At 49.8% G+C, this 15,957-nt stretch carries 15 protein-coding genes and 1 pseudogene; 9 read left to right on the top strand and 7 right to left on the bottom strand.

Annotated features, from left to right (window positions below; translation table 11 throughout):
• Positions 1 to 55: 55 nt before the first annotated feature.
• The 4 genes and pseudogenes from ABDK75_RS16970 to ABDK75_RS16950 all read right to left on the bottom strand — a co-directional run bounded on the left by ABDK75_RS16970 (position 56) and on the right by ABDK75_RS16950 (position 4,355).
• Entirely contained in the window at positions 56 to 388 is a 333-nt protein-coding gene (locus tag ABDK75_RS16970; protein ID WP_193391487.1) for an SMR family transporter, read from the bottom strand.
• 371 nt (positions 389 to 759) lie between these two features.
• On the bottom strand, positions 760 to 2,526 hold the full coding sequence (locus tag ABDK75_RS17870; RefSeq protein WP_408874448.1) for a Hint domain-containing protein: 1,767 nt from the start codon (positions 2,524 to 2,526) through the stop codon (positions 760 to 762).
• A 277-nt stretch (positions 2,527 to 2,803) separates the two neighbouring features.
• Positions 2,804 to 3,312: pseudogene (locus ABDK75_RS17865) on the bottom strand (transposase); the annotation flags it as partial.
• Positions 3,313 to 3,449: 137 nt separating this feature from the next.
• Positions 3,450 to 4,355 carry a LysR family transcriptional regulator gene (locus ABDK75_RS16950; protein ID WP_346006522.1) on the bottom strand — a complete coding sequence of 302 codons (906 nt, stop codon included), beginning with the start codon at positions 4,353 to 4,355 and terminating at the stop codon, positions 3,450 to 3,452.
• 106 nt (positions 4,356 to 4,461) lie between these two features.
• Here ABDK75_RS16950 and ABDK75_RS16945 point away from each other — a divergent pair, with 106 nt between their 5' ends.
• Entirely contained in the window at positions 4,462 to 6,084 is a 1,623-nt protein-coding gene (locus tag ABDK75_RS16945) for an NAD-dependent malic enzyme (RefSeq protein WP_346006521.1), read from the top strand.
• Positions 6,085 to 6,202: 118 nt separating this feature from the next.
• Here ABDK75_RS16945 and ABDK75_RS16940 read toward each other — a convergent pair whose 3' ends face one another.
• The 3 genes from ABDK75_RS16940 to ABDK75_RS16930 are packed head-to-tail and all read right to left on the bottom strand — an operon-like array spanning position 6,203 to position 9,013.
• A complete protein-coding gene (locus ABDK75_RS16940; protein WP_211569600.1) occupies positions 6,203 to 6,502 on the bottom strand; it encodes an EF-hand domain-containing protein in 300 nt (99 codons plus the stop codon).
• A gap of 1 nt (position 6,503) precedes the next feature.
• Positions 6,504 to 8,507 (bottom strand): FUSC family protein, encoded by a 2,004-nt coding sequence (locus ABDK75_RS16935; RefSeq protein ID WP_346006520.1) that lies wholly within the window; start codon positions 8,505 to 8,507, stop codon positions 6,504 to 6,506.
• On the bottom strand, positions 8,504 to 9,013 hold the full coding sequence (locus tag ABDK75_RS16930) for a MarR family winged helix-turn-helix transcriptional regulator (protein ID WP_010505599.1): 510 nt from the start codon (positions 9,011 to 9,013) through the stop codon (positions 8,504 to 8,506). Before ABDK75_RS16930 ends, ABDK75_RS16935 begins: the two co-directional genes overlap by 4 nt.
• 173 nt (positions 9,014 to 9,186) lie before the next feature.
• Here ABDK75_RS16930 and ABDK75_RS16925 point away from each other — a divergent pair, with 173 nt between their 5' ends.
• From ABDK75_RS16925 to ABDK75_RS16890, 8 genes are all read left to right on the top strand, one after another.
• On the top strand, positions 9,187 to 9,381 hold the full coding sequence (locus tag ABDK75_RS16925) for a DUF1656 domain-containing protein (RefSeq protein WP_007284708.1): 195 nt from the start codon (positions 9,187 to 9,189) through the stop codon (positions 9,379 to 9,381).
• A gap of 12 nt (positions 9,382 to 9,393) precedes the next feature.
• Entirely contained in the window at positions 9,394 to 10,305 is a 912-nt protein-coding gene (locus ABDK75_RS16920) for an HlyD family secretion protein (protein ID WP_346006519.1), read from the top strand.
• Positions 10,306 to 10,307: 2 nt separating this feature from the next.
• Positions 10,308 to 11,831 (top strand): efflux transporter outer membrane subunit, encoded by a 1,524-nt coding sequence (locus tag ABDK75_RS16915; RefSeq protein WP_346006518.1) that lies wholly within the window; start codon positions 10,308 to 10,310, stop codon positions 11,829 to 11,831.
• A gap of 397 nt (positions 11,832 to 12,228) precedes the next feature.
• A complete protein-coding gene (locus ABDK75_RS16910) occupies positions 12,229 to 12,966 on the top strand; it encodes a hypothetical protein (RefSeq protein WP_010505688.1) in 738 nt (245 codons plus the stop codon).
• On the top strand, positions 12,963 to 13,283 hold the full coding sequence (locus ABDK75_RS16905) for a hypothetical protein (protein WP_346006517.1): 321 nt from the start codon (positions 12,963 to 12,965) through the stop codon (positions 13,281 to 13,283). Before ABDK75_RS16910 ends, ABDK75_RS16905 begins: the two co-directional genes overlap by 4 nt.
• A gap of 53 nt (positions 13,284 to 13,336) precedes the next feature.
• Positions 13,337 to 13,762, top strand: coding sequence for a hypothetical protein (locus ABDK75_RS16900; protein WP_346006516.1), 426 nt, complete (start codon positions 13,337 to 13,339; stop codon positions 13,760 to 13,762).
• Positions 13,759 to 15,084, top strand: a complete 1,326-nt coding sequence (locus ABDK75_RS16895) for a lipopolysaccharide biosynthesis protein (protein WP_346006515.1) — start codon at positions 13,759 to 13,761, stop codon at positions 15,082 to 15,084. The genes ABDK75_RS16900 and ABDK75_RS16895 overlap by 4 nt, the downstream gene beginning before the upstream one ends.
• Positions 15,085 to 15,097: 13 nt before the next feature.
• Positions 15,098 to 15,922, top strand: coding sequence for a hypothetical protein (locus tag ABDK75_RS16890; protein ID WP_194258020.1), 825 nt, complete (start codon positions 15,098 to 15,100; stop codon positions 15,920 to 15,922).
• Positions 15,923 to 15,957 lie beyond the last annotated feature (35 nt).

The following is a 15,957-nucleotide window of genomic DNA, read 5'->3' as shown; positions in this document are numbered from 1 at the left end:
CGAGACAAAATGTTGTATAAGATCTGAAGCTGTTTCAGGCGCTCCGAATGGCTCCTTAATGCCCTGTTGTTGTTGAGAAGAGGTTCATCATTAGTACACCTGCGATAATCAAAACCATTCCAATTATGCCCGGAAGATCAATGCTCTGTCCCTGAAAGACCCAAGCGATCACGGCTACAAGGACAATTCCCACACCAGACCATATTGCATACGCAATCCCGGTTGGAATCTCTCTGAGAGCCATCGAAAGACAATAAAACGCAAAAAGATAGCCGACACCGAGAATGACTGTCGGGATGAAACGTGTGAATCCCTCAGAGGCCTTGAGAAGCGAGGTTGCGATGACTTCCGCAATGATGGCAATGCTGAGATAGAGATAACTCATAATGTGATAATAGTCCTGGCTACCTTAGAACAAAAGCCCCTCTTAAGAACCCGAAAAATAACCCATTTATTCGGAAATCATATTAATGGGTTCTGTATCTGGTAATACAGTTGCGCTTTCGTTTTAAAATGTGAGAGATATGTTGCGACCTGATGTATGTGATCTGAATTCGGGCCTAGATGATCTTCACGATGCGACGGCGGATTTCATGGATCGACTATCATCGTTCATGTGAGCATGGCCAGCGTGACATGATGGTGCCAGCCGTGCCACTCATCTCGTTCCAAATTATGGTTGCCCATAGATTCAGAATTCTCAAGAAAACGCAAATGTAGTGCCAACCCAGCGTTTACTGACGCTGGGTTGGTGTCACGTCAAGCCTGTAGAGCGTGCAGGTCAGCAGCTTCAGCGCCTGAGGCCAGATATGGTCCCGAAGCGTGAATCTGAAGCGCCATTAGAGCAATACTTCCAATCGGCCGGGTCCCAAGAGGCAAGAGCGCGCTTCCGTTTGTCCAGCGGGACATGCCGTCCTCGACATTATTCCATCCGGACAGATCGATGTCCTGCAGATGAGATGTCAGGGTCTTCGTCGCGTTTCCCTCGAAAAGCTGGACGTCGCCAACCAGCAGGCCGAGCATACGGCGGTCATCCACGAACGGTCCGACAACATCACACGGACGGCTTGCATTTGAAACAATCCGAACGTTTTCAACACCAGCCGGAATCATGAACATAATCCGATCATTATTCTTACGGATCGGGCGGAGCGTTGCACCGGTATCTGTGACCAGGTGAAGATCGTTCTCCTGCGTCAGGGAGGGAGTATCAGTCATAAGAGGAGAATTGAAGTGAACAGCTCGTGTCTCAATCTGGCGGAAGAGGGGTTCGACAAGATCACGGGCCACTGTCAAAGACGCTGCTGCATCCTCCCAGGACAGATTACGGGAAGGTGTCAGGGACACGACCTCTCCTGCCTGCCGAAACGCACTACGATTTCCAGTGTCAAGATAACTCTCAGTCAGCATACCATCTGCCATGATAACTGAATGTTCTTCAGTTTCGATGTGATAGTAATCGTAAGAGGTTATCGACGTGTCATAGAAGATCGAACGACCATTTACGAGCATACGGGCCGGAACGAATTTTCCATCAAAAAACAGGCAGTGCTCGGCTGTGATGAGCATATCCTTGAACGGCACGCCGTCGGATACTGCGTCCTTCAGAATACGGACGGGATAGCCTGCCTGATCCAGTGGAAGATACGGTCGCACCGTACAATGCGCATGTCCCGCCCACGTGACGATATCTGTATATGTCACCCCGTCTTTATAACAGAGGACTTCGTCACCTATGACGATATCCTGCACGGCTTTTTTTCCATTGGGGACAGAAATAATCGTATCCCTCAGGAAGCAAACCAAGACTCCGTTCTGACTTGTGTTATTTAACGGGGTCGAACTAATGAATAAATTTCCATCCTGATATGACTGGAACAAATTATTGTTTGTTCCATAGTCATAAAAATCTCCAGATACCGTGATTGTTTTTCCATTATCTGTGACGATATTTGTGCTATTTCCGTTCTTTGAAACGGAAACAACCTTTGTTGCGCCAGGAATTTCTATGGTTGATCCCGCATTCTGAAATCCTGATATACTTTGAAAAGAAATGACGGATACATTACTTCCTGGGTTAATCAGAAGTGTACCACCACCTTTTCCGAAAGCGACTTTAGACCCACTTAAGGCAGAAATCGCAGCCTGGTTCTGTACTGAATTCAGAATCAGCTTTCCGCCAGAAGAGATATTATACGTCGAACCAGAAAGGGCTGATATCGTCGAGGCACTATCCATGGAAATGGTGCCTCCATCTGCTGTGAATGTCGCACCAGTCAATGCATTGACAACGCCACCAGTCAATCCAGTTACTGTAACAAAGGCGTTGTTGCTTGAGGTGACACTCCAAGGGTTTGCGAGGGAAATTAATGAGGGAGAAAAATTGACGGAAGCATTGACGTTTTTGCCTGAAAAATTAGCGCTCGCTCCGCCAATCGATACGAGTCCAAGGACAGGCAAAGCTGGAACAAGAGTGTAACTCCCGCTTTTCGTGACAGTATGGTTGTATCCATATATCAGCGACATCTTTTATCCTCTCGTTAATTTATCGTTGACGCGTTTTAACGCGATATGTTTCAAAGAGCAACGATGTATGTGTGATGAATTACAGAATGTATAGTTTCTGTAAAAATATCATATCCGGTTCATTAATTAATATTAATATTCTCTGGTTCGTAAATAAACTAACATTTGTTTATTGTTTTATTATTCAGGTTTTCTTATGTCTAATTTATTAAAAAAATTATTTACTAGATTATCTGATGGGATATGGAAATATAATTCTACGTTTGTTTTTTGTGGAGTCTTCATCGCTTTTTAAGAAATCAACCGTATCTGCTCGTACCGTTGAAGCCGTAGTGGTCTTTTCCAGCAGCCCCTCTCTCAACCGCACACCATCACTGGCGGGGGCATCCGTCGTTTTCCATTTCCGGATGAACCGGAACTTCCGGTTGATGGAGACATGGGATTTGTGGCCAAAGAACCCAATGACCAGATTGTTTGGGCATCTGGCACGCGGTCCGACAGCCCCAATCCCATTAAGCGCATGAACGACAGGCGATCGTTAATCAGATATGCCGTCCGCTCATCAGGAAAATTGTACAACGTCTAGATTACCAGGATCTTGAATACCAACACTGCATCAAACGGGAAATGACCGCCTTTTCTTCCGTCTGAACAAGTCAGAGACATCTCCAGATCAGGGCAGAACACTTCAAAATCCACCGTCCGAGAAAATGCTTCGAATTGATCACCCAACCTACTCAGCCGAGCAATCCATTTTTCAACATTAAAGAAATCTGGCTGCTTCAAATACCCCCCCCTCATCACAAGATAAAAAAGTGAATCATCGAGGACCCATCATAACCAAGGGGTTTTTTAGAACTTTCCAGCCGACAGCACTGTTTGCGATCGGCCCTTCTGATCGCTCTTCACCTCCCCGAATACGCTCAAGACTGAGGAGGCGCCAAGAAGTCTCTTAGATTATCAAGAAAAGCTCTAACGCGTAGCGGGACGTTGCGTCGGCTGGGCATCGTTGCAAACAATCCGATCGTCTCTCCCTGGTACTCCGGAAAAAGACGGACCAGCCTGCCGCGTTGCAGGTCGTCGCCGACGTCCCACAAGACTTTGAACACGATACCTTTGCCCTTGAGGGCCCAGTCATGCACCACTTCGCCGCTCGTCGTCGAGAGATGAGGAGTTACCTCGACAATCTGATCTTCTCCCGAACGAGATAGTCTCCACTGGTCGAGCATCCCCAGTTCATGCCCTCGCATCAGGCAAATACAACGGTGCTCAGTTAACTGGGCAAGGGTGGTCGGCATGCCAAACCTCTCGAGGTAAGCTGGAGAAGCGCAGATGATCCGTTCACTATTCATGATCTTCGTCGCGACAGTCCCCGCTTCATTTGGCATTCCAATCCGAATGGCCAGGTCAAGGCGACTGTTAACGACATCCAGTCCTTCGTCTGACAGAAGGAGATGCACACGCAGCTTTGGAAAACGATCGGCAAATTCACTGACAAAATCAGCCAAACGGCGGCGTCCCAGTTCAAGTGGCGCCCCGATCCGCAGGACACCGCGAAGCTCTTGCTGGTGGGCAGAAATCTCTGCTTCAGCCGCCTCGATATCAATCATGATCTCTGCCGCACGCTCATAAAAGGTCTGTCCCTCGTCCGTCAGGTCGAAGCGCCTTGATGTTCTTGTGACCAGACGTACGCCAAGCCGCTCCTCCAGCCGAGCCAGCCTTCGACTGGAAGCTCCTGCCGAAACGTTGAGGTGACGCGCGACTGCAGTCAGATTTCCCGCTTCAACGAGAAGTACGAAAAATCTCAGGTCACCGGCGTCATCGTGCATTGAGGGGCCATCTTTGCATTTTATACACAGATACAATTCCTTTTATGCGACTACCAGCACCATCAACGCACATCCATTGTCTGTTCATCAATGAATGGAGACAGACATGACGTCCGATCGCACTGCATCTTCACTCCCTCCCCTTCTGGACGCGGTTCACAACCGCGAAACTGCCTTCACAAATGAGGAGCGACACAGGAATGGTACGCTCGGCCTTCTACCTGACGTCGTCGAAACCCTTGATCGGCAGATGGAGCGCGTCCTGTGGCAGCTTGACAGCAAGAGCAGCGATCTCGAGCGCTTTCTGCACCTGAACGGATTGTCACAGCGTAACGAGACCCTGTTCTTCAAGGTTGTGATGTCTGATCCGAAGCGCTTTCTTCCCATTGTTTACGATCCGACAATCGCTGATGCCTGCCTTCAGTACAGCCGTCTCTTCGAGAGACCACAGGGCATGTATCTTTCTCTACGTCATAAAGGTCATGTGAAGGATGTGCTCGCCAACTGGCCTGAAAAAGATGTGCGCTTCATCTGCGTCAGCTCCGGCGGCCGTATTCTGGGGCTCGGCGATATTGGGGCCAATGGCATGGGGATCCCCGTAGGCAAGCTGCAGCTCTATACCGCCTGCGCCGCCATCCCACCTCAGGGCCTGATGCCAATGTTGCTGGATATCGGTACAACCAATCAGGAGCTGATTGACGATCCACTCTATCTCGGTCTGCGGCAGGCACCTCCATCCTCAGACGAACTCGACGCATTCGTCGATGAACTCGTGGCAGCCATTCAAGAACTTTATCCTCGTTGCTGCCTACATTTTGAGGACTGGAAAGGAGACGATGCCATCCGCCTATTGGCGCGATATCGTGACAAGATCCTTTGCTATAATGACGACATTCAGGGGACTGCGGCCATTACGATCGCGGGCCTCGACACCGCCCTGTCGATCAAGGGTGAGGCGCTGAAAGAACAGCGTATCCTATTCTACGGTGCAGGGTCTGCGGGGATCGGTATCGCGAATATGATCGTGAGTGCATTACAGGACGAAGGTCTTTCTGAAGCTGACGCCCGAGCCCGTATTTCCATGATGGATATCAACGGCCTGATCGAACCTTTGCGGCAGGATCTTAATCCCTCGCAGAAAGTGTTCGCCCACGCCCATGCATCGACGAAAGACCTTGCGGAAGCAGTCAAAGGCATTGAGCCCACTGTCCTGATCGGCGTCAGCACAAACGCGGGTGGCTTCACCGAGGAAGTCGTTCGCACCATGGCGAGCATTAACGACAAGCCCGTTATTTTCGCGCTCTCCAATCCCACCGACAAGGCGGAATGTACCGCAGAACAGGCTTATCGATGGACAGACGGCCGGGCCCTCTTCGCTGCTGGCGTCCAGTTCGACGATGTTACTTTGAATGGCAAAACGCTCACCCCCGGGCAGGCCAATAATTTTTATATCTTCCCCGCCGTGGCACTGGCTGTCTGGGCAACACAGGCAAGACGCATCACCGACGAGGTCTTCCTTGAAGCCGCCAGAGCGACCGCTGAACAGGTCACACCGGAGCAACGGGCCCACGGTCTGCTTTTCCCGCCGCAAAAAGATGTCCTGCGTGTAGAGATCAACACGGCCATCAAGGTCGCGCGTCAAATCTTCAAATCGGGCCTGGCTCAGGTTCCTGAACCCGAGGATATCGTGGACTGGATTGAAGCCAAGCTCTACCGAGCAGAATACTGAATGACAAAAAAGTAGAAAGAATATCTATTATATTTATTTACCATCCGTTACTACCATATTTTCTAGTAGAAAATTAATGGATGGTAAATAAATCTAATTTTTTTTAGAGGATTTTCCCCTATCTCTTCCATTCGTTGGGAAGGAGATAACCTTTATGTCCGACGTCCATTTTGTCGAAATGGTCTTTTAGCACTGCCTCTTGCGTTGAATGGGATAGCATAGAAAATCCGGACGCTTCAAAGCTACTTTTCTCACGAAGATAATCCCGAACATAAACTTCAAACTCGTCGAAAGAAATTCTTCCATCATGATTTTTGTCAGCTATCGAAAAAGATTGATTTTCTTTCGTTTGAACCTGCGCTGAACATGATGATGATACCAAGGCAAAAGCTAAAATACTCCAGTATTTGATAGACATGTTATATCTCCTGAAGATTTTTTAAAATAAACTGTATTTGTTCGATACCACTTGACAGGGTTCGATTTCCAAAAGCTTCGTAGGTTATTTCCTGACGTCTTATTAAGGCATCTTGTAGAAACATCCGTACGGCTCTTTTCTCGAACGGATTTTCTGCATTTTGACGTAATTCCAGAATGAGCTTACCGAGCGACACTAAAGAAAAGGCGCGATCCAGGACGTCCCGAGCACGGTCTTTCTGGCTCAGGAATGACAGTTTCAATGCCAATCGCGATAGTTTCTGGATTTGATCTCCCTGCCACTGTTCTGCGAAAGGCAAACGATGGGACGAAGATGTCGCTAACAAATTCACGCTTCTGCGCAATGATCTCATAATCACTCTGGCATCAGATTCATGGTTTGGAGGAAGAAAGACTCGAAATACGAGCACCAGAAGAACGGCACCACAGATAATGGCCATCCAGGTATTTGTTAAGGCGATATCATCATAAACCATTTCATTGGTTACGAGAGACTGTATTGCAAAAAAGACAGCGTATCCGAAAGCACCAATGCTATATTTCGGATGAAACTGTAGCCAAATTCCCGGCAAAAGAAAAAAACTCAAACTCAGCCAGAGCAAGCAGTATCCGCTAATAAGTGGCAGAACATAAACGTGATAGATCCATGTCGCAGGTATGCTCAGCACAGTTCCTATCGCCATAGCCATACTGGCCTTCGATGCTGAGGGCACCGTAGAAAGCAGGCTGGATGCTGCAATGACATACATCATCATCATAGGACCATTCGGCCACGCTGTTACATACCAGATGAATGTCGCAAGCAGCGTGATCAGGATGCCTCTTGCTCCATTACGGAGCGCTGTCGGCCATTCCAGATAAGGAGATACGCGCATTGGAACCCGATTTTTTTTCTCTGTGAGGTCCTCGATGATGCGACGTAATGCCAACAAAAGATTTTCGACATTATGCACAGATGCAAGACTGGCGGCCGTAAGTATTTCTTCTGCCTCAAATAACTCTAGAGACTGAATACCTTGGTCAAGTGCTTTTAAGATTGATTCCGGATCGTTCCGCCATGACGGATTTTTTATACCGTCGATCACGTTTTTTAACATACGTGTTGTGTAGGCGTGGATCTCGTAAAACCGGGCGTGAGGTTGGTGTAGGTTGCTCCAGTGGGGATGATAACCCGCAATCACACCGGCCATTTGATTGACCGCCATTTTATAGCTTGAAAGATGGTCTTTGATTTCAGGATTATCGGATGCTGCATATTCCAGCAATGGCGTCAGTGCCGTTATTTTCTTTAGTACGGCCTGACGGCTATCATAGAGTGCAACAGGAAGCGTTCTGAAATCTGAATCGTCATCGACAGAGAGAGCTGTAAGACTGCTATGAAACGATTTTGCGTGTTCCAGAACCGCTAGGAAAGCGTCATTCAATGCCCCGTGAACGGGTTGGCTTCGACGTGGAGACGTTGCTAAAAAAACAACGGCTGTACTCACCACGCCGATGACCACGTCAGATAATCTCATCATCGCAGACATGAAGACGCTCTCAGGATGAGAAAATGACGAAAATGCGACAATGATGATTGTATATCCCGTCAGAACAGCGGCATAAGCCCGATACAGCCTTAGAAGACTTGCGGTCATGCAGGCTAGTCCGACGATGAGAGCCAAGGCCACGAAATAAAGCCAGGTAGACTGAACAAAACAGCCCATAATGGCTACACTCAAACCCGCTCCGAACACTGTTCCCAAAACGCGCCAAATGCTTTTGGAAACCAGTGCACCAACCATAGGATGTGCGACAATTACCACAGTTGTCACTGTACTCATCGGAGAGTCCAATTGAACAACAAATGCTACCAGCAAAGCCAAGCCGATCGAGAGACACACTCGAACGGTAAAAGCAGTGGTTTTTAAAAACCCGCTCCATCGTGCTTCTGAAAACCAGAATGATTGTGGCGACCAAAGCTTCTTCCGAACGATGGTTGTCATACAGACGCGCCATGATCAACAGAGAGAAGCGCTTCCATCATATCCAGATCTTTTGTCAGGGTGAGCTTTTGGCTCATGGACAATCCGGTTGTCAGCTCTGCTTCCAGGTCAGCAGCCAGGCGATGAAACAGCTTGCACTGTTTTTTACCTTCGGATGTCAGAAGAACCATCTTAAGGCGTCGGTCCTGAGTGTCTGTCTGGCGAATAACCAGACCTTCTGCTTCCAGAACATCCAGCAGACGGACCAGAGCGGATCGATCGACCCCAATCAAAGAAGCGAGATCGCTTTGCGTTAGCGGCGTTTTCGAGGTCATCAGATAGGCCATGGGACGCATGGTCGCCAGCGTCAGGCCATTGGGGCGCAAAACCCGGTCCAAATGCGTACGCCATAAGGTTGCCAGACGCATGACGTGGAACGTTAAGGAAATATCATGGTAGCGCGTCTGGTCCAGGCAGGCGGCTGTAAAAGATTTCGACATTTCCGATTCCATATCATCTGTTGACATGTAACCTTTTTATATGACAAACGACGCCAAGGAAATAGATTTCAGCTTGTTTTGAGCGAGCTTGGAAAATTTTTTAATCTTGTCGGCTCAAGTTTTCTGCTGGGGCTGACGTGCGATGAGTGAGACGTGAACCAACACGCAGGTAATATTTCATCAGCGGGGAGGGGGAGCAGATGCTGACGGAAGTTAATCTCTTCGGCGTCTTTGTTGCACCCCTTTCAATTTATGCCGTTGCAGCAGTGTTCGTGACATTGCTGTTGAGAAGCATTCTGTGGCGGACCGGCGCCTTAAGCTGGTTCTGGCACGTCGCTCTATTTGAAATAGCGCTCTATGTCTGTGTTCTCTGTCTGCTCATCCTTTACGTCTAGGAGGGGTCGGCTATGAACTGGACCCGCAGTGTGATCCGCGTTCTGCTGACTCTCATCGTACTGGCGATGGCCATTGGCCTCGGCCGGACCATGTGGGACATTTATGTTCTTGCACCATGGACGCGTGATGGACGCGTCCGTGTGTATGTGGTCGATGCCGCTCCTGAAGTATCCGGGACGGTTGTGTCGGTTCCCGTTGTGGATAACCAGTTCGTGCATCGTGGCGATCCGTTGTTCGTACTCGATCCTGTGCGTTTCCGCCTTGATATTGATGCGGCCCGTGCGCGTCTTGCCGGTGCGGAAGAAGACCTGAAGCTTCGCTCCTCTGACGCCAAGCGCCGTATGGGGCTGGGGGGCATTGTTTCTGCTGAAGAGCAGGAAGACTTCAACTCGAATGTCGAGACGCAGCGGGCCAAGGTTAATGCGGCGAAAGCTGAACTGAATACGGCTCTGCTCAATCTTCAGCGTTCGACGGTTTATTCAGCGGTTGACGGTTACATTACCAACCTGAATCTTCGGGTTGGTGACTATGCCCATGCTGGTCAGCCCGGTCTGGCTGTCATTGACGCGCACAGTTACTGGATCAACGGATACTTTGAAGAAACCAAGATGCATGGCGTGCATGTCGGTGACGAAGCCCGTGTGAAGCTGATGGGATACAAGCAGATCCTTCCTGCGCATGTCGTTAGCATTGGTCGTGGTATTAATGATCGTAACGGTGTGTCTGACCGTCTGGGTCTACCGGACGTGAATCCGATCTTTACCTGGGTCCGACTGGCGCAGCGTATTCCGGTTCGTCTGGAACTGGATAACGTTCCGCCGGAAATCACCCTTGCGGCCGGTATGACCGCGACTGTCACGATCGGCCGCGAAACGCCTGGCGCCCGTGGCAAGCTGACCACCTGGCTGCAGAATCATCTCTGATCATGTCCCGCAAACTCCTTACCCTCGCTCTTAGCACCTGTCTGTCGCTTACGGCCTGCACTGTCGGGCCGAATTTCAAGCCAGACAGGATCAAGGTGCCTGACTCTTTCGTTGAGCAGCCTCACTCGGTGACGGCAGAGGAGATTGCCCGCACGGAAGCGGACATGAAGGACTGGTGGGCGCAATTCCACGATCCTATGCTGAACGAACTGGTCGAGCAGGCGATCAAAGGGAACTACGACCTTCAGATTGCGTCCCAGCATATCGTGTCCGAGCGTGCTGTCCGTCGACAGGCGCAGGCAGCCTGGTATCCGCAGCTTGATGCGGCCATGGGCGGCGGTGATGACCGTCACTCCATCAATGTCGATAACTGGCCTGTCCGTCCAGGTACTCTTGATGCCAATGGTAATTCGGTCAATAGACCGAGCGCCTCGATTTTAACCTATGGTGCGCGTGCGAGCTGGGAAATTGACCTGTTCGGGCATATTTCCCGTCAGGTGGAAGAGCGCAAGCGGCTGGTTGAAGAGTCCATCGAGAACCGGCGCGCCATTCTGCTTTCCCTGCTGGCTGAACTCGCCTCGGACTATGTCTCACTACGGGGCGTGCAGGAGCGGTTGGCCGTTACCGAACGCAGCATTGATGTGGCGCAGCGTTCGCGCGAACTGACGGAAAAGCTATACACACACGGTCTTGGCAATACGCTGGCGGTGGCCCAGGCGCAGACGGAAGAGCATCTCGAACGTTCACGGCTGGCTCCTCTTCACTCTCAGGAAGAGCGTCTGATCCATGCGATTTCCGTGCTTCTGGGTGAAATGCCCGGCAAGCTGGAAGAGGAGCTGGATGTTCGTAAACCGCTGCCAACGGTTCCGACGTTCCCTGCGTCCCTGCCGTCGATTGTTCTGGCCAATCGCCCAGATATTCGGGCGGCTGAGGCGCATTATGCTGCTGATACCGCGCAGGTGGGTGTAGCGGTCGCGAACCTCTATCCGAAGTTCATGATCCCGCTGACGTTCAACCCAAATGCTTCGGCAGCTTATCAGGCGTTCCAGATGGGCGGTATGGCCTGGAGCTTCATGATGATGGCGTCTTTGCCTGTCATTCATGGTGGTCGCTATACCGCCGAGATTGCTCAGGCCCGTGCAGAAGCAGAAGCCAGCCGGTTGGTCTATCGCAAGACAGTGCTCAAGGCATTCGAGGAAGTTGAAGACTCGCTGGGCGACTGGCGGCATGACGATGAACTGGTCAGTCAGCTTGAAGATGCTGCCCGGGATTCCGGTCTGGCCCGTGACAGGGCTCAAAAGCTGTTTGGTGCTGGTCTGACAGGATATCTGAATGTCCTGACCACCGAGCAGACGGCTCTGACCGCGCAGGATCAGGCCGTTGTCGGGCGCACGGCGCGCCTGCGCGATGCTATTGCACTTTATACAGCCATGGGCGCTGGCTGGCAGGGACGTCAGCTCACAGATACGCGCCTGCCAGTTGAAATCGGGAAGCAGAACGCTCTAGCGCGCGCCTTTACGGAATAATATTATGGATCACCAGCTATATGCCCCAGAATACCTCACGAGGTCAGATCTTGTTCGAAGATGGGCATGGTCTGCCATGAAGCTCGAAAAATATATCGCCAGTCATAAGTCTTTTCCAAAACCTGTCGGGTCCATTGGAAATGGGAAAATTAAAATCTGGAAGCTGTCGACTATTAAAAAGTTTGAAGCGGCGGAAAACATTTCTCCGTCTTACGCAAGACTGTTTTCCAAGCAGGAGTATCTCAGCAGATCGTGAGAGGCTGTTTTTGCAAGATCAAAAAAACCGAACCGTTCGGTCATGGATCTTGAAATTTATATTACAATTCGCCATAAACTACCCGGTTTCCGGAATCGGCTTGAGACCGTTTTTTGCCCCTTAAAAGGATACGTTCTGCTCATGATGTTCGGTAGCCGACAGTTTCCACTGCGCCCTGCTGCTCCATTAATTGCGGTCGTAGGCGCAGATGGGAGCGGAAAATCGACGGTCGGTTCCGCGCTGCTGGCATGGATGTCTGAACAATATCCAACCCGCCTTTGCCATCTTGGAAAACAGACCGGAAACTGGGGACGTTGGATTGCCAGAATTCCAGTTTTGGGAAAACGGGTGGATCAGAAAATTGTGCGAAAGTCGTCTTCTGTCCGGACAGAGAAAGGCTCTGGAGCCTTCACATCCATCGTTATTTTTACGCTCTCCATGCGTCGCCTGGCTCGCTTTTTGAAAATGCGTTTCTGGCGTATCCGAGGCTATGCCATTGTGACAGATCGCTATCCACAGGCCAGTATTCCGGGGCCCATGGATGGGCCGGGACTTGTGGCCCGTCAGCCTCGGAGTTGGATGGCTCGTTGGCTAACCCGAATTGAGCAGAAGATCTATGACTGGATGGCAGACTATCCTCCGGATCTAGTCATTCGCCTGCATGTTGATCTCCCGACAGCCCTGATCCGCAAACCCGATCACCGTCCAGCTTCTCTGGAACGAAAAATCAACGATGTTCCTCTCCTGATATTTCCAGGCTCACCAGTGCTGGACCTCAATTCCGCAGATCCTCTGGAAAGCATTCTTGAGCAGGCAAAAATCGCAATCGCCCCGATCCTTCGGAAAGCGTCACCTGAACACAGGATATCGGCGTCATGACCGTCCTTACAGATTGTTCTCATCATCCGGCCTCTCTTCAGGCTCCCGCAAAAAATATTCTGCGTATTCCCCGATATCGTGGGAAATTGATTGCTTTTGTCGGATCTGATGGCAGCGGAAAAACGACATTAACGTCCCACCTCAGCATCGAACTAGCCCAGGATCGTCCAACAACCTACGTTTATCTGGGCCTTGGATCCGGAGATTTGGGACGCCGTATCGGGCAATTGCCTGTCATCGGTCACATGCTGGAAAAAAACTCAGTAAAAAAGCCAAAACGACACGGACACAGGGAGAAAAAATCCCTGGCTCCCTGACAGCGCTTGTTGTTTATGCCTTCTCGCTAAAGCGTTACTTTAATCACCTGAAGATGCAAAATGCGCTCCGTGCTGGCCTGACTGTTGTGACGGATCGCTATCCACAAGCCGAAATTGCCGGAACATGTGACGGGCCTGGTCTGTCTGCCGCGCAGCCAGGTAATTTCTTTGTCGCATGGCTCAGGAAATCTGAGGCAAGCCTGTACCAGCGAATGGCGGAGCATCACCCTGATCTGATTATCCGTCTGGATGTCTCGCCGCAGGTTGCCCATCAGCGGAAACCGGATCACGATCTGGAGCTTCTGCAGACCAAATCCGAAATCATGAAACAGCTAAGATTTGGTGGAGCCCGGATGGTCAGTATTGATGCCTCTGCCCCATTTCAGACCGTCTGGACGCAGGTCGTGCACGAAATACAGCCGTTTTTCGCAAGTCATTTTTCGCATGTAGAGACTGGATATACTGTCCAATCCTCATGATTTTCAAAAATTCTGATCAGGTGTTTCGGAGCATTCTTAAAAATGCGGGATCACTGGGTACTGCGAAAATTCTAGGGGCGCTCATCAGTTTGTGCGCACTGATCTGCGCTAGTCGGACCTTAACACCGGCTCAGTTTGGAACGCTGACACTGATCCACACTTTTGCGATTGGTGTAGGTGCACTGACAAAATTCCAAAGCTGGCAAATGATCCTGAAATTTGGGGCACGCCCCCTTGAGTTGGGAGATAGGTCAGCTGCCCAGTACGCGATCCAGTTTGCCATTGCGCTTGATATTACCTCGGGTTTTCTCGGCGCGCTGGCAGGCGTTGTCGCTCTGATCTTCTTTGGAGAGTTTTGCGGTATCGAGCCAGCGTATCGTCTCGATGCGATATTCTATTGCACTCTCATACCGACCATGACGGCTGCCGCTCCGACAGGAATTCTACGACTGTTTGATCGATTTGACCTGATCTCCAGACAACAGATTATCACCCCAACCCTAAGGGGGCTGGGGGCACTGGCCAGTTGGATAACAGGAGGAGCGATCGTCTCTTTTCTGATCACATGGTATATGGCTGATCTGATCGGAGATCTGGTTTTATGGGGACTGTCCGTCCGCGAACTCCGTAGAAAAGATCTGTTAAACGCGTTGAGGCCAAGCCTTCTTCAAGCCCCAAAAAAACTTCCCGGTGTGTGGAAATTTGTTTGGTTGACCAATCTCAATACGACTCTTGATGCCTGCTGGTCACCTGTCGGAAATCTGATTGTTGGTAATTTTCTAGGGGCAGTACAGGCTGGACGCTACAAAATTGCCACGACCCTTCTGGAGTCCGCGGTCAAACCGGCACGTTTTCTGGAGAAAGGGTTCTATCCGGAAATCATGCGATTGGATCCGAGCAGTACACATCCCTGGCGTCTGGCTCTTAAAGCAGGCGGATTATCCGCAGCCATTGGAGCTGCCCTGACAGGTATCGTGTGGTTGGGGGGACGTCCCTTGATCGGACTATTTGGCCATCATTATCGCAGCGCAGCAGATGTGATGATGATTATGGCGCCGGCACTGATCATTTCTATGGGCGCATTCCCCTTGGAATCCCTGCTGTATATGACTGGCCGCGCTCATAGAGTTCTGCTCTCTCAAATTGCATCGGTTCTTCTCTATCTCACTCTTCTCGTTTTTCTGTTGCCGCGTTCTGGCCTGCGGGGCGCAGCATGGGCGTATGTTATCGGAATTTGTAGCCTGCACCTTTTCTGCGCTGCGTTTGCAGTCACGGCCTTTCGGAAGCGCCAGAAAACTTCAACGTCACACTCTCACGTATAAGAAAAAATCTCTGATGATTAATCTCGAAAAGCCCCGTTATGATCACGTCTTTCTGGATCAGTTGTTTCAGAATATATTGGAAGATGATATTTCTTCTCCGGGGGCCAGGTATCCAGGTGGTAACTATTTTCAATATCCAGAGCACCTGAGTGTCTCGGGATACAGGATTTGCTGGCAACTCTTAAACGACGGGGTTGATATAAAGAACTTTCGTTTTCTGGTGCTCAATATCCTTTTAAAAGGTGGTACAGAGTCTGTCGAACAGCGCCAGAATTTCAAATATGTACGCGCACGCTTCAAACATCTACGCTTCGCTTGTGCAAATTTTGATCGGCGCCATCGGTATCCCTGGTCTCTCAATTTAGTCACCAGTTTGATGGGGCATATGCAGGATGCCTTTAAAAATCGGCAAATAGCACGAACCAGGATTTTCGGGACGATTTTATTCCTGACAATACTTCCAGCATTTTATACACTTGTTCGATTTCAGATGAGAAGCTTTCTACCGGACAGCAACAAAAATATGATTGCTTACCATCAACGGGAAAACGCGAAAATCGATAGTATCGTTAGAAAGGAAAAAATTACGGCACAGGACTTTCATGATTTGAGAAAGATCATCAGCCGTCGTGTTGCTTTCAATGATACATTCCGCGTTCTTCATTCAAGCCATTATCTCGATAAAATCTCGCTCTATCTTGCTGATATCAACGGAGAAATGGGCGATTATCACGATCGCCTTGTAGAAAAAAATATTTCTAAACCAGGATCATACAAAGAAAATATTTTTATACTGGATAAAAAATTAATAAATAAAATTGTTCATCTAATTCGGTAGTAAAGTGCATTAGTCAGATATGCTATTTTCCATAG

Origin of the sequence: Gluconobacter sp. OJA, from assembly GCF_039638325.1 — a bacterium.
GTDB classification, from domain to species: domain Bacteria; phylum Pseudomonadota; class Alphaproteobacteria; order Acetobacterales; family Acetobacteraceae; genus Gluconobacter; species Gluconobacter cerinus.
The sequence above is the reverse complement of the archived record's forward strand: the minus strand, read 5'-3'. Positions and strand labels throughout refer to the sequence as shown.